This window comes from Blastococcus saxobsidens (assembly GCF_002938435.1).
Taxonomy (GTDB): domain Bacteria; phylum Actinomycetota; class Actinomycetes; order Mycobacteriales; family Geodermatophilaceae; genus Blastococcus; species Blastococcus saxobsidens.
In genome coordinates this window covers 38674-52274 of sequence record NZ_POQT01000012.1, presented here as the reverse complement: position 1 = coordinate 52274, position 13601 = coordinate 38674, and the positions used below count along the sequence as shown (strand labels likewise).

Annotated in this window: 12 protein-coding genes; 6 read left to right on the top strand and 6 right to left on the bottom strand. The window is 73.2% G+C overall.

Annotation, left to right across the window (positions count from 1 at the left end):
* Nucleotides 1–54: 54 nt before the first annotated feature.
* Together ccrA and mce are read right to left on the bottom strand one after the other, a co-directional pair.
* Nucleotides 55–1386: a crotonyl-CoA carboxylase/reductase gene (ccrA, locus tag C5507_RS09600; RefSeq protein ID WP_104528299.1), complete on the bottom strand. Its 1332-nt coding sequence runs from the start codon at nt 1384–1386 to the stop codon at nt 55–57.
* A 98-nt stretch (nt 1387–1484) separates the two neighbouring features.
* On the bottom strand, nt 1485–1961 hold the full coding sequence (mce, locus tag C5507_RS09595) for a methylmalonyl-CoA epimerase (RefSeq protein WP_104528298.1): 477 nt from the start codon (nt 1959–1961) through the stop codon (nt 1485–1487).
* Between the two features lie 230 nt (nt 1962–2191).
* Here mce and C5507_RS09590 point away from each other — a divergent pair, with 230 nt between their 5' ends.
* Together C5507_RS09590 and meaB are read left to right on the top strand one after the other, a co-directional pair.
* Nucleotides 2192–3376 carry an acetyl-CoA C-acetyltransferase gene (locus tag C5507_RS09590; protein ID WP_104528297.1) on the top strand — a complete coding sequence of 395 codons (1185 nt, stop codon included), beginning with the start codon at nt 2192–2194 and terminating at the stop codon, nt 3374–3376.
* Nucleotides 3373–4395, top strand: coding sequence for a methylmalonyl Co-A mutase-associated GTPase MeaB (meaB, locus tag C5507_RS09585; protein WP_211295510.1), 1023 nt, complete (start codon nt 3373–3375; stop codon nt 4393–4395). Before C5507_RS09590 ends, meaB begins: the two co-directional genes overlap by 4 nt.
* On the opposite strand, the gene C5507_RS09580 is transcribed toward meaB, so the two are convergent.
* A complete protein-coding gene (locus C5507_RS09580) occupies nt 4382–5272 on the bottom strand; it encodes an HTTM domain-containing protein (protein ID WP_104528296.1) in 891 nt (296 codons plus the stop codon). The two genes, meaB and C5507_RS09580, sit on opposite strands and share 14 nt — an antisense overlap.
* A complete protein-coding gene (locus C5507_RS09575) occupies nt 5269–5754 on the bottom strand; it encodes a hypothetical protein (RefSeq protein WP_104528295.1) in 486 nt (161 codons plus the stop codon). The genes C5507_RS09580 and C5507_RS09575 overlap by 4 nt, the downstream gene beginning before the upstream one ends.
* Nucleotides 5755–5913: 159 nt before the next feature.
* Between C5507_RS09575 and C5507_RS09570 the strand changes: the two genes are divergently transcribed.
* Nucleotides 5914–7398 carry a phytoene desaturase family protein gene (locus C5507_RS09570; protein WP_242611129.1) on the top strand — a complete coding sequence of 495 codons (1485 nt, stop codon included), beginning with the start codon at nt 5914–5916 and terminating at the stop codon, nt 7396–7398.
* Between the two features lie 60 nt (nt 7399–7458).
* On the opposite strand, the gene C5507_RS09565 is transcribed toward C5507_RS09570, so the two are convergent.
* The gene (locus C5507_RS09565) at nt 7459–8349 is read right to left on the bottom strand and encodes a PDDEXK family nuclease (protein WP_104528294.1); all 891 of its coding nucleotides are present in this window, start codon (nt 8347–8349) and stop codon (nt 7459–7461) included.
* 204 nt (nt 8350–8553) lie between these two features.
* Between C5507_RS09565 and C5507_RS09560 the strand changes: the two genes are divergently transcribed.
* From C5507_RS09560 to C5507_RS09550, 3 genes are all read left to right on the top strand, one after another.
* Entirely contained in the window at nt 8554–9078 is a 525-nt protein-coding gene (locus tag C5507_RS09560; RefSeq protein ID WP_104528293.1) for a MarR family winged helix-turn-helix transcriptional regulator, read from the top strand.
* Between the two features lie 40 nt (nt 9079–9118).
* Entirely contained in the window at nt 9119–10798 is a 1680-nt protein-coding gene (gene icmA / locus C5507_RS09555) for a coenzyme B12-dependent isobutyryl-CoA mutase large subunit (RefSeq protein WP_104528292.1), read from the top strand.
* A gap of 226 nt (nt 10799–11024) precedes the next feature.
* The gene (locus C5507_RS09550; protein WP_242611128.1) at nt 11025–11978 is read left to right on the top strand and encodes a tetratricopeptide repeat protein; all 954 of its coding nucleotides are present in this window, start codon (nt 11025–11027) and stop codon (nt 11976–11978) included.
* 151 nt (nt 11979–12129) lie between these two features.
* Here C5507_RS09550 and C5507_RS09545 read toward each other — a convergent pair whose 3' ends face one another.
* Nucleotides 12130–13521, bottom strand: a complete 1392-nt coding sequence (locus tag C5507_RS09545) for a neutral zinc metallopeptidase (protein ID WP_242611127.1) — start codon at nt 13519–13521, stop codon at nt 12130–12132.
* Between the last annotated feature and the right edge of the window lie 80 nt (nt 13522–13601).

Sequence of the window (13601 nt, the reverse complement as noted above, 5' to 3'; positions counted from 1 at the left end):
CCGGGCCGCGATGCGACCCGGCCCCCGGTGACGTACTGGAAGGGTGGTCCTTCTTCAGACCCCGCGGAAGCGGTTGATCGCCTCGAGGTGCTTCTCGCGCTTCTCGGCGTCCTTGACGCCGAGGCCCTCCTCGGGGGCGAGGGTCAGGACGCCGACCTTGCCCTGGTGGGCGTTCTTGTGGACGTCGAGGGCGGCCTGGCCGACCTCCTCCATCGGGTACACCCTCGACAGGGTCGGGTGGATCAGGCCCTTGTCGATGAGCCGGTTGGCCTCCCACGCCTCCTTGTAGTTGGCGAAGTGCGAGCTGAGGATGTTCTTGAGGTTCATCCAGAGGTACCGGTTGTCGTAGGAGTGCATGTAGCCGGTGGTCGAGGCGCAGGTGACGATCGTGCCGCCCTTCTTGGCGACGTAGACGCTGGCGCCGAAGGTGTCGCGGCCGGGGTGCTCGAAGACGATGTCGACGTCCTCGCCGCCGGTCAGCTCGCGGATCTTCTTGCCCAGGCGCTGCCACTCCTTGGGGTCCTGGGTGTTCTCGTCCTTCCAGAACTGGTAGCCCTCGGCGGAGCGGTCGATGATCAGCTCGGCGCCCATCCTGCGGACGATCTCGGCCTTCTCCGGGCTGCTGACCACGCAGACGGGGATCGCGCCGCCGTTGAGCGCCATCTGGGTGGCGTAGGAACCCAGCCCGCCCGAGGCGCCCCAGATGAGCACGGTGTCGCCCTGCTTCATGTGGGCGCCGTTGCGGCTGACCAGCTGCCGGTAGGCGGTGGAGTTGACCAGGCCGGGGGCCGCGGCCTCCTCCCAGGACAGGTGCGCCGGCTTCGGCATCAGCTGGTTGCTCTTGACCAGCGCCAGCTCGGCCAGGCCGCCGAAGTTGGTCTCGAAGCCCCAGATGCGCTGCTGCGGGTCCATCATCGTGTCGTCGTGGCCGGCCGGGTCCTCGAGCTCCACCGAGAGGCAGTGCGCGACGACCTCGTCGCCCGGCCTCCACTTGTTCACGCCCGGACCCACGCGCAGCACGACGCCGGCGAGGTCGGAGCCCACGATGTGGTACGGCAGGTCGTGGCGCTTGGTCAGCTCCGAGACCCGGCCGTAGCGCTCCAGGAAGCCGAAGGTCGAGACCGGCTCGAAGATCGACGTCCACACGGTGTTGTAGTTCACCGAGGACGCCATGACGGCCACGATCGCCTCTCCCGGGCCCAGCTCCGGGGTCGCGACCTCCTGCACGTGCAGGGACTTGCGGGGGTCCTTCTCCTTGGTCGGGATCCCTTCGAACATGTTCTGCTCGTCCTTGCGCACCACCACGGCGCGGTAGGACTCCGGCACAGCCAGGCCGCCCAGCGCGTCCAGCTGGTCGGCGAGGATGGCGTCCCTGATCTCGTTCACGCGTACTCCCGGGTCGTCTGCGGCCGTCGTCGGCCGGGCTCGGAGGGCGGTGCGGATCCAGCGAGGTTACCGGTCGGTAACCAGGCCGGCGTGGCGGGTCAGTGCGAGGAGGAGGAAGCGGGCTCGACGAGCTCCACCAGGACGCCGCCGGCGTCCTTCGGGTGGATGAAGTTCACCCGGCTGTCGGAGGTGCCGCGCTTGGGGACGTCGTAGAGCAGCCGCAGGCCGCGCTCGCGCAGCGTCGCGCTCACCGCCTCGACGTCCTCGACCCGGAAGGCGAGCTGCTGCAGGCCCGGGCCCGAGCGCCCGATGAACTTCGCGATGGTCGACTCCGGGGTCAGCGGTGCCAGCAGCTGGATGCGCGTGTCCCCGTTCCCGACGGCGAGCATGGCCTCGCGGACGCCCTGCTCCTCGTTGGTCTCCTCGTGCACGGAGCGCACCCCGAAGGCCTGGGCGTAGAAGGCGATCGCCTCGTCCAGGTCGGGGACGGCGATGCCCACGTGGTCGATGGTGGTGAACAGGCCCGCGGGCAGTCCCGTCACCGCGTTGGCGGAATCGGCGTCGTTGGTGGTCACGCGGGCATCTTGCAGCCAAGACGTCTGAGACGACAGCTCGAAGTGGTGCGGGTCACGCCGCTGCATGACCGCGACCACAGTTCTCGGGCTGCCGCACGTCGGAGCGCCGTCCTATCCTTCCCGGCAAGGCCCGGCGCCGTGCCTGACCGTGACCTGCCTGGTCACGGCCGTTCGCGGTGCTTCGGAGACAACGTGGTCGCCACCGGCGGCGGCCCGGCACTGGAGGCAGCATGTCCCGTTCGGTCATCGTCAGCGGCGCCCGTACCCCGATGGGCCGGCTCCTCGGCTCCCTCAAGGACTTCTCGGCCGCCGACCTCGGCGGCGTCGCCATCAAGGCCGCGCTGGAGCGGGCCGGGATCTCCGGCGACCAGGTCGACTACGTGATCATGGGCCAGGTCATCCAGGCCGGTGCCGGCCAGAACCCCGCCCGCCCGGCCGCGGTCGCCGGCGGCATCCCGATGTCCGTGCCGTCGCTGACGATCAACAAGGTGTGCCTCTCGGGCCTGTCGGCCATCGCGATGGCCGACCAGCTCATCCGCGCCGGCGAGTACGACGTCGTCGTCGCCGGCGGCATGGAGTCCATGACCCAGGCGCCGCACCTGCTCGCCAACTCGCGCACCGGCACCAAGTACGGCGACACGACGCTCGTCGACTCGATGGCCCACGACGGGCTGTCGGACACCTTCGACCAGGTCGCCATGGGAGAGCTCACCGAGAAGGCGAACTCCCGCTACGACCTGACCCGGGAGGAGCAGGACGAGTTCGCCGCGGCCAGCCACCAGAAGGCCGCTCGCGCGCACAAGGACGGCATCTTCGCCGAGGCGATCACCCCGGTCCTCATCCCGCAGCGCAAGGGCGACCCGATCGAGTTCACCGACGACGAAGGCATCCGCCCGGACACCACCGCCTCGAGCCTGGCCAAGCTGAAGCCGGCGTTCGCCAAGGACGGCACGATCACCGCGGGCACGGCCTCGCAGATCTCCGACGGCGCCTGCGCGGTGGTGGTCATGAGCGCGGCGAAGGCCGCCGAACTGGGCATCACGCCGATCGCCGAGATCGGCGCGCACGGCGTCGTCGCCGGTCCCGACGCCACGCTGCAGAGCCAGCCGTCGCGGGCCATCCAGAAGGCCTGCGCTCGCGAGAGCATCGACCCGAAGGACCTCGACGTCGTCGAGCTCAACGAGGCGTTCGCCGCCGTCGGCATCGTGTCCACGCGCGAGCTGGGCATCGACCCGGAGAAGGTCAACCCCAACGGTGGCGCCATCGCGCTCGGCCACCCGGTCGGCATGAGCGGCGCCCGCGTGGTCCTCGACGTCGCGCTGGAGCTGCGCCGGCGGGGTGGCAAGGTCGGCGCCGCTGCGCTCTGCGGCGGTGGCGGTCAGGGCGACGCCCTGATCCTGCACGCGCCCGCGTGACGGACGGTACCGCCGTCCAGACCGACGCCCCCGCCGCCCCTCGGGGGAGGCGGGGGCGCCGCGCTGTCGACGTCCCGACGCTCGTCGAGCGCGCCCGCGAGGGGGACGCCCGCTCGGTGGCGCGGCTCATCTCGCTGGTGGAGGACGCCAGCCCGGCGCTGCGCGAGGTGGCGGCGGCGCTCGCCCCGCACACCGGCGGCGCCCAGGTCATCGGGCTGACCGGCGCGCCGGGCGTCGGGAAGTCGACGTCGACGACCGCCCTGGTGCGCGCCCTGCGGCAGGCCGGCAAGCGGGTCGGCGTGCTGGCCGTCGACCCGTCGTCGCCGTTCTCCGGCGGCGCGCTGCTGGGCGACCGCGTGCGCATGCAGGACCACGCCGGGGACAGCGGCGTCTTCATCCGGTCGATGGCCTCCCGCGGCCACCTCGGCGGGTTGTCCTGGGCCACGCCCCAGGCGCTGCGGGTGCTCGACGCCGCGGGGTGCGACGTCGTGCTGATCGAGACCGTCGGCGTCGGCCAGTCCGAGCTCGAGATCGCCTCGCTGGCCGACACCACGCTGGTGCTCGTCGCCCCCGGGATGGGCGACGGCATCCAGGCGGCCAAGGCGGGGATCCTCGAGGTCGCCGACGTCTTCGTGGTCAACAAGGCCGACCGCGACGGCGCCGACCAGACCGTGCGCGACCTGCGGTACATGCAGTCCCTCGGCGGCCGGCACTCCGAGGCCGGCAACTGGCGCCCGCCGATCTGCCGCACCGTGGCCTCGCGCGACACCGACAACGGCGTCGACGGTGTGCTGGAGAAGATCGAGGAGCACCGCCGGTGGCTGGAGTCCACCGGGGAGGGCCGCCGCCGGCGCAGCGAGCGGGCCGCCCGCGAGATCGAGGCGATCGCGCTGGCCGCCCTGCGCGAGCGCATGGGGGACGTCCGCGGGTCGGCGGCCCTGGAGACTCTCGCCGGCCAGGTCGTGGACGGCGGGACCGATCCCTACCGGGCCGCCGACGAGCTGCTCAGCCGGCTCTGACCGCCCGCGACGGCGCGGCGGCGGTCGTCCGGGGGAAGCGCCCGGCGAGCCGCTCCCACGGGAGGATCGACAGGATCGCCACGCAGTGCGGCAGGAAGATGATCGTCACGCCGGCGTAGACCATCAGGTGGAAGCCGAGCAGGAAGAGCACCAGGCCGATCCGCGCCCGGTCGCTGCGGACCAGCAGCATCAGCGGGGCCAGGAATTCCAGCACCAGCATCACCCACTGCGCCGTCCCCAGCAGCCACGGCAGCTCGAGGGTCCAGTCCGACAGGTCCGTGCCCCGGCGGAGCACGGCGCGGGTCAGCGTGGAGCCCGTCGGCCAGTCCCACCCGCCGAAGCGGATCTTGGCCCAGGCCGCGAGGAAGTACGTGAGCATGACCGTCACCAGGACGGCCGCCATCGCCCAGCCCGCGGCCTCGGACGGGCGCCGGTCCCGGAACCGGGCACGCCCGATCGTCGGCAGGACGGCGAGGGCGACGAGGAAGGCGATCCGGTCGTGGTCGACCTTGCCGTAGCTCATCGCGATCACCATCCACTCCCCGTAGAGGAGGAAGACGGCGGCGCCCAGGAGCCCGGGCGCCCGGCCGCTCGCGGCGGCGAGCGCGGCGAGCACCAGTGCCCACTGCACCACCACGACGAGGGTCTCGGTGGGGGTGGGCAGGTGCAGGAGGCGGGCGACGAGCAGCGGCTGGTACCACTCCGAGGGCACGTCGGCGTGCGCCCGCACCCACGCGGTGGTCAGGAAGACGTCGATCGGGATGAACAGGTAGGCGATCACCCGGAACACCGCGATCCGGGCCAGCGGCACCGGCCGGAACCACCAGTCCCCGGTCCGGCGGCCGGGAGCGGTCCGCTGCTGCTCGGTCGCGGTCATGACCCCGTCCCCGGCAGGACGTACTCGACGAGGACCCGGTCGGTCCAGTCCCCGGTCCGGCGCCCCTCGACCAGCTCGAACCGGCGCTGGACGACCTGCACCGACACCAGGTCCGGCGCCGAGGGGTCGGCCTCGGCGAAGGCGTCGGCGAGCAGCCCCAGCAGCTCGGGGTGCTCGGCGATCCGCGGGAGCTGGCCCTCGAACTCGGCGCGGCGCAGCCCCACCTCACCGCCGGACAGCCGCACCTCCTCGCCCGCCTCGGTCAGCCCGACGGTCCGGGTCGAGGTCACCGGCGCGTTCGGGTCGGCCCGGGTCGAGTACATCCGGAACGGGCCGAACGGGAACTCGTCGTCGTCCCCCCAGACGGTGCCGGCCAGCAGCAGGGCCAGCACGACGGCGGCCGCCAGCAGCCGCCAGAGGCGCCCGGTGGGCGTCAGGCGGAGCTCCTCGGTCAGCGGATCCGGGGCGGTCGGGAGCGGCACGGTGGCCAGGGTAGGTCGGGGGACCCGCCACCGGTGGCATCCGCGCACCGGATGCGGGCCGACCGCGTACCGCGGTGCCCACGGTCCCCAGCCGCCACACCGACGACCGCGGGACGCCGACGTCGCGCACCGTGGGAACCGGCGTGTGAGGATCGGCGGGTGAGTGGCTCGGGTGGACGACCGGACGCCGTCGTCGTCGGAGCGGGGCCCAACGGGCTGGCCGCGGCGTTGCGGCTGTCGGCCGCCGGCCTGCGGGTGCAGGTGGTCGACGCCGGGGACCGGCCCGGCGGAGGGATGCGCACCGAGGAGCTGATCCGCCCCGGGTTCCACCACGACGTGTGCTCGATCGTGCAGCCGATGGCCGCCGCGGCGCCGTTCTTCCGCGAGTTCGACCCGGAGAGCCGGGGCGTGCGCTTCGTGCACCCGGAGATCAGCTTCGCGCATCCCCTGGACGGCGGGCGGGCCGCGCTGTCCTACCGGTCCCTCGAGCAGACCGCGGCCGGGCTCGGGGCGGACGCCGAGGCCTACCGCCGGCTCTTCGGCCCGCTGGTCGAGCACGGCACCGACGTCGTCGACTTCTTCCTGGCCAGCCGGCTGCGCTCGCTGCCCACCAGGAGCGTCCCCCAGGTCGTGAAGTTCGCGCTGACGGGGCTGCCCAACGTGCGCTGGCTGTCGCACCGGTACTTCGAGACCGAGGAGGCGCGGGCGCTGCTGGGCGGTGCCGCGGCGCACGGCATGCTCGACCTGAGCCAGCCGCTCACCTCCGCGCTGGGCATGCTGCTCGCGATGCTGTCCCACCACGTCGGCTGGCCGCTGATCGAGGGCGGGTCGCAGAAGCTGGCCGACTCGATGGTGACCGCGCTGGAGCAGCAGGGCGGCGAGGTCGTCACCGGGCACCGCGTCACCGACCTGCGGGAGTTCGAGGGCGTGCCCGCCGTCCTCCTGGACACCACGCCCGAGGACTTCGTGACCATGGCGGGGGACCGGCTGAACGAGGGGTACCGCCGGTGGGTGCGCCGCTACAAGCACGGCCCCGGCGTGTTCAAGATCGACTGGATCCTGTCCGAGCCCGTGCCGTGGGCGAACCCGGACGCCCGCCGGGCGGGCACCCTGCACGTCGCCGGCGACCTGGACGAGACCATCGCGGGGGAGCGGGCGCCCAACGAGGGCCGGATCACCGACCGGCCCTACGTGCTGGCCGTGCAGCCGACGGTGCCCGACCCCACCCGCGCGCCGGCGGGCGGGCACATCTTCTGGGCCTACGTGCACGTGCCGCACGGCGCCGACGTCGACATGACCGAGGCCATCGAGAACCAGATCGAGCGGTTCGCGCCGGGGTTCAAGGACACCGTCGTCGAGCGGCACACGAAGAACGCCGTCCAGATGGAGCAGTGGAACCCCAGCTACCTGGGCGGTGACATCTCCAACGGGCAGGCGACGCTGCGGCAGATGCTGGCCCGGCCGGTGCCCCGCTGGAACACCTACCGGACACCGGTCAGGGGCGTGTACCTTGCCTCGTCCGCCACGCCGCCGGGGCCGGCCGTGCACGGCATGTGCGGCGACCTCGCGGCGCGGACGGCGTTGCGCGACGTGTTCGGCGTCCGGCACGCCCCACCGCTGCGCCCCGCGCCCGCCGCCTCCTGACCCTGGCCGTCTCCCGCCGACATGCGCGTGAACGCGGGTATCGCGCCCGCAGAAGCGCGTTCATGCGTATCGCGGCGCCTCGAGTGCGGCCCGGACGCGGGCGACCAGCGCGACCGGGTCGTGCAGATCAGCCGCCGTCACGAAGATCACCGTCCACCCGGCCGCGGTGAGCCGGTTCAGCCGCTGTCGGTCCTTGCCGACCTGCTGGGCCTCGCCGTGCCAGACGCCGTCGTACTCGAGGGCCACCCTCTGTTCGGGCCAGCCGAGATCGATCTGGGCCACGAACCGTCCGTCGGCGTCGTGCACCACGTGCTGGGCGAGCGGGCGGGGCAGCGTCGAGCGGTGCAGCAGGAGCCGCAGCCGGGTCTCCTGCGGCGACTGGGCCAGCCCGTCGGCCCGGTCGACCGCCCGACGGATCGCGCGGCACCCCGGCCCGGTCGTGGCCGCGGCGGCCGACCGCAGGCCGGCGAGCGTGATCAGCCCCGAGCGCAGGAACCGGTCCAGGTGCACGACGGCCTCGTCCGGCGGCTGGATGCGGGCGAGGTCCAGCCCCGTCCGCATCGGGGTCGTGACGAGGACGCCGTGCCGACGGACCATCTCGTCGTCGGGGAGGTGCCGGCGCGTCACGTGGACGCCCTGCACCGCGCCGGCCCGTCGGGTCGGAGACAGCGTGCACTCGACCGGATCGTCGCGCTCCGCGGCATCGACTCCCCACAGCACGGCCGCGCTCCGGCCGCTGAGGACCGCGCCGGGCAGGAGAAGCCGGGCCACCGCCCGCGCCCGCCGGTGGTGGGTGACGGGCGGCGTGGCGCAGGCGTAGACGTCCGGGAACAGCCGCCGCCACGCCGAACTGCGCAGCTGCCCGGGCGTCAGGATGCCGGCGCCGACCTGCTCGGAACCGCGGAAGAGCTTGCCGCGCAGCTGTGCCGGCCGGGTGGGAGTTCGGGTCACCGCGGCACTCTGCCTGCTCGCGCCACGAGATCGCGGGCGTCGTCCACAGGCCTCAGCTCGCCGGACGTGACCCGCGGGGTCGCGCGCATGCGCATGAACGGGGCTGTGCGGGCCCGCATGACCGCTTTCATGCGCATATCGGCGCGGGACCCCGGTGGTGACGGATGGCGGACGGCACCTGGCCCGGCCGGTAGCGTCGGCGGCATGGTGCGCGCGCTCGGGCTGCCGTTCGACCCGATCGAACGGGCCGGGGAGACGTGGGAGCAGCGCTTCGGTCCGGCGTCGGCCATGCGCGCGGCGACGTCGATCTTCCGGGTCCAGCAGATCCTGCTCGCCCGCTTCGACGAGGTGCTCAAGCCGCACGAGCTCACCTTCGCCCGCTACGAGGTGCTCGTCCTGCTGACCTTCAGCCGGCTCGGGGAGCTCCCGCTGAAGGTGATCGGCAGCCGCTTGATGGTGCACCCGACCAGCGTCACGAACGCGATCGACCGGCTGGTGGCGGCCGGTTACGTCGACCGCCGGCCCAATCCCGCCGACGGCCGGGGCGTGCTGGCCGCGATCACCGAGCAGGGGCGTGCCGCGGTGGAGACCACCACCGCTGCCCTGATGGACCTGGACTTCGGGCTGGCCGACCTCGGCGAGCAGGAGCGGTCGGAGCTGTTCGACCTGCTGCGCACGGTCCGGCTCGGGGCCGGCGACGTCGCCGAGGACGCCCAACACGCCGGGTGACCGTCGACACACGATAGTTGGACGTCCTACTATCTTGGGCATGACCCAGGACGCCCGGCAGCGGTGGCAGCAGCGGTACGACGCGGCGCTGGCCGCCGGGCGGGTGCGGGACGCGGACTTCACCACGCTCTCCGGCGTCGAGGTCGCCCCGGTCTACGGGCCGGCCGACGAGGCGGCGGTGCCGGGCTTCGAGCGGATCGGCTATCCCGGCGAGTTCCCCTTCACCCGGGGTCTGCACGCGACCGGCTACCGCGGGCGAGCGTGGACCATCCGGCAGTTCGCCGGCTTCGGCAACGCGAAGCAGACCAACGAGCGCTACCGGATGATCCTGGCCGAGGGCGGCGGCGGCCTGAGCGTCGCCTTCGACATGCCGACCCTGATGGGCCGCGACTCCGACGACCCGCGGGCGCTGGGCGAGGTCGGGCACTGCGGTGTCGCGATCGACACCGCGGCCGACATGGACGTGCTCTTCGACGGCATCGACCTCGAGGCCACGACGACGTCGATGACCATCAGCGGCCCCGCCGTCCCGGTGTTCTGCATGTACCTGGTGGCGGCCGAGCGCCAGGGCGCGGACATCGGCAGGCTCAACGGCACCCTGCAGACCGACATCTTCAAGGAGTACATCGCGCAGAAGGAGTGGCTGTTCGCCCCCGAGCCCCACCTGCGCCTCATCGGCGACCTGATGGAGTACTGCGCGGAGGAGATCCCCGCGTACAAGCCGATCAGCGTCTCCGGCTACCACATCCGCGAGGCCGGCTCGACCGCCGCGCAGGAGCTCGCCTACACGCTGGCCGACGGGTTCGCCTACGTGGAGCTCGGCCTCTCCCGCGGGCTGGACATCGAGACCTTCGCGCCCGGCCTGTCCTTCTTCTTCGACGCGCACGTCGACTTCTTCGAGGAGATCGCCAAGTTCCGCGCCGCCCGCCGCATCTGGGCCCGCTGGCTGCGCGACGTCTACGGCGCGCGGACGGAGAAGGCCCAGCAGCTGCGCTTCCACACCCAGACGGCCGGCGTCTCGCTCACCGCGCAGCAGCCGGACAACAACATCGTTCGGACGGCGGTGGAAGCGCTCGCGGCCGTCCTCGGCGGCACCCAGTCGCTGCACACCAACGCCCTGGACGAGGTGCTCGCGCTGCCCAGCGCCAAGGCCGCGCAGATCGCGCTGCGCACCCAGCAGGTCATCGCCGAGGAGACCGGCGTCATGAACGTCGCCGACCCGCTGGGCGGGTCGTGGTACGTGGAGGCGCTCACCGACGACATCGAGCGGCAGGCGGAGGAGATCTTCACCCGGATCCGCGACATGGGCTCCGACGGCACGATCACCGCCGGCATCCTGCGCGGCATCGAGGACGGGTACTTCACCGGCGAGATCGCCGAGGCGGCGTTCGTCCACCAGCGGGCGCTGGAGAAGGGCGACAAGAAGGTCGTCGGCGTGAACACGTTGACCGGCTCCGTCGACGCCCACGACAAGCTGGAGATCCTGCGCGTCAGCCACCAGGTGGAGATCGACCAGAAGGCCGAGCTCGCCGGGCGTCGCCAGCAGCGGGACGACGCCGCCGCCCGGGCGGCCGTCGTGCGGATGGTCGAGGTCGCGCGGACCGAGGAGAACATGGTCCCGGCGATGCTCGACGCCGTCCGGGCCGAGGCGACCCTCGGCGAGATCTGCGACGCGCTGCGCGCGGAGTGGGGCACCTACACCGAGCCCGCCCGCTTCTAGCGAGGACTCGTCGCGGGGCCCGGAGGGTCCCCGGCGAGGACTCGCTGGGAACGCGGCAGGTGGCCGGAGACGCCTCTCCGTCGCGGCACGGCAGGCGAGCCGCTCTGCGGCGGGTCGTGCCGCACGGCGGGGCCGGAGGTTCCCCGGGCGGTGCGGCGGAAGGGCTCCGGGCAGCCGGGGGACGCCCCCTGGCCGCGGTCGGAGCCCGGAGGGCGACAATGGATACATGACCCGTCCCGGACGTCCCGACCCGCGCGCGCAGGCCCAGCAGGCCCAGATGGCGGCCGCGATGGCCGGTGCGGTCGACCTCGCCGCCGTCAAGGCGCGCTCCGAGGCCGCCGCACGCGCCCAGGCCGCCCCGCCGCCGAGCGCCGCGGCACCGGCCGGGGCGCCGGGCGGTGCGGTCGTCGACGTCACCGAGGCGACGTTCCAGGCCGAGGTCCTGGACCGGTCGTTCCAGGTGCCGGTCGTGCTCGACCTGTGGGCCGAGTGGTGCGGGCCCTGCAAGCAGCTGTCCCCGGTGCTCGAGGCCCTGGCGGTCGAGGGCGGCGGCTCCTGGGTGTTGGCGAAGGTCGACGTGGAGGCCAATCCTGCGCTGGCCCAGGGGCTGCGGGTGCAGGGCATCCCGGCGGTCAAGGCCGTGTGGCAGGGCCAGTTGGTCGCCGAGTTCACCGGGGCCATCCCCGAGGAGCAGGCACGCCAGTTCGTCACCGAGCTGGTGCAGGCCACCACCGGCGGCGCGGTGCCGGGCGGGGCGCCCGAGGAGGTCGAGGACCCGCGGCTCGACGCCGCCGAGGCCGCGCTGGAGCGGGGCGACCTCGCCGCGGCCGAGGCGGCCTACCAGGCGATCCTGGCCGAGGACCCCGACCACCCCGACGCCGCGCTCGCGCTCCGGCAGGTGCAGCTGTTCCGCCGGGCCGAGGAGGCCGGGCCCGACGCCCTGGCCGCCGCCGACGCCGCGCCCGACGACGTCGCCGCCCAGGCCCGGGCGGCGGACTTCCTGCTCGGCACCGGCAACATCGAGGCGGCGTTCGACCGCCTCCTGGACCTGGTGCGACGCACGGCGGGCGAGGAACGCAACCAGGCCCGCCAGCACCTCGTGGAGCTCTTCGCCGTCGTGGGCGACCAGGACCCGCGGGTGGCCACCGCCCGCCGGCAGCTGACCGCCGCGCTCTTCTAGACGCCGAGTCGCAGGCGCGGGCGCCGTCGACGAGGCCACCCCGGAACACGTCGACCAGCTGGAAGCCCGACAGGTCGGCGGCGCCCGACAGCGCCGGCGCTGCATGGCTCGTGGATCGGCTCCGGAGCGCTCCGGCAAGCCCGGGTGCGCTTCAGCCGAGGCCGCAGCCCTCCGCGCCGTAGAGGAATCCGCTGCGGAACTCGCCCACCAGCTCGAAGCCGGACGCGTCGACGTCGGGGAGGACCTGGTCGTCGACGCCGTACTGCAGCAGGAACTGCACGGCCTCGTCGATGTCACCCGGGCTGATCTGCGCCGGCACCAGGTCGGCGAACGCGTCGGTGTACCACTGGGCCTCGTACCAGCCGGTGAGGCAGACCGCCGAGCGGGTGGCCGCGCCGTCGTCCACGGACAGGCCGGCCTGGTCGCGGACCGCCAGGGCGTAGGGCAGCGAGAGCGCCGTGGTCAGCGCGAAGTCGCCCACCTCGTCGTAGGCGGGCACCGCCAGCTCGGTCTCGTCCACGTACACGGTCGCCTCGTCGGCGCAGTAGCCGAGACGGCGGCCGTCGAGCCCGTCGCAGTCGGGGGCGCCGCCGCCGAACCCCTCGAGCGCCGGGGGTTCGAACTCCCCGCCGAACGTCTGCGGGAAGGCCTCCGCCCAGAAGGCCAGCAGCGTGGTGGCCACCCAGTCCACGATGTCGGCGAACGGTGCGTTGCCCTGGCTCAGCTCGTCGGTGGGGGTGAACGCGGCGGCCGTGAACAGCCGGTCCTCGCCGAACTCGTCACGGCAGACGGCGAGCCCGCCGTCGAAGCCGTCGGAGAAGGCCGACACCCGGTCGAAGAAGGAGCCGTGGGCCTCGGTGTCGTCGGGATCGCTGCCCACGTCGTCCCGGAGGAGGAGGAAGCCGCGGACGACGTCGTCGAGCTCCGGTTCGCGCAGGGTCACGTAGCGGGCCTGCCCGTCGGCGACCCAACGGGTCCAGGCGCCGGCGAGGCAGTCGGCCTGCGTCTCGTCCAGGATGCTGCGTCCGCTGGCCGCGAAGCCGAAGCGGCCCTGCATCGCATGGCCGAACTCGTGCGCCATCACGACGGGCGCCAGGAAGCGGCCGTAGTCGTCGGCGAGTTCCTGCAGCAGCGTGCGGTCGTAGGCGATGACGTCGCAGACGGGGTCGTAGAAGGCGTTGCCGGCGACGTCCTCGGGTGCCGTGGGCGAGCCCTCGCAGCCGATCCCGGTCTCGGGGTAGGCGCTCGCGTCGAGGTCCACCGAGTCCACGGAGAAGTAGCCGCCGGCCAGCGGTTGGTACTCCGCACCGAAGAACGCCGGGTAGGCCGTCTGCCAGAACGACTCCAGGTCGGCCAGCGCGTTGCGGGCGAACTGGTCGATGGGCTCGTCGCTCGCCCCGGTGACGGGGAACTCCTCGACGCCGATGTCGGTCGGCCCGCTGGTGCCCGGGGTGGCCTCACCGCGGACGACGTCGACGGCGCAACCGGCGACCAGGACTCCGGCGAGGAGGGCGGGCACGGCCCGGCGCAGGAGCTGCCTCATCGTCTGTGGTCGTCCCCCCGGAACCCGGCCGACGCCCGTCCGGCGGGGCGAGCCGTTCCAGCATGCCTGGTGACATGCTG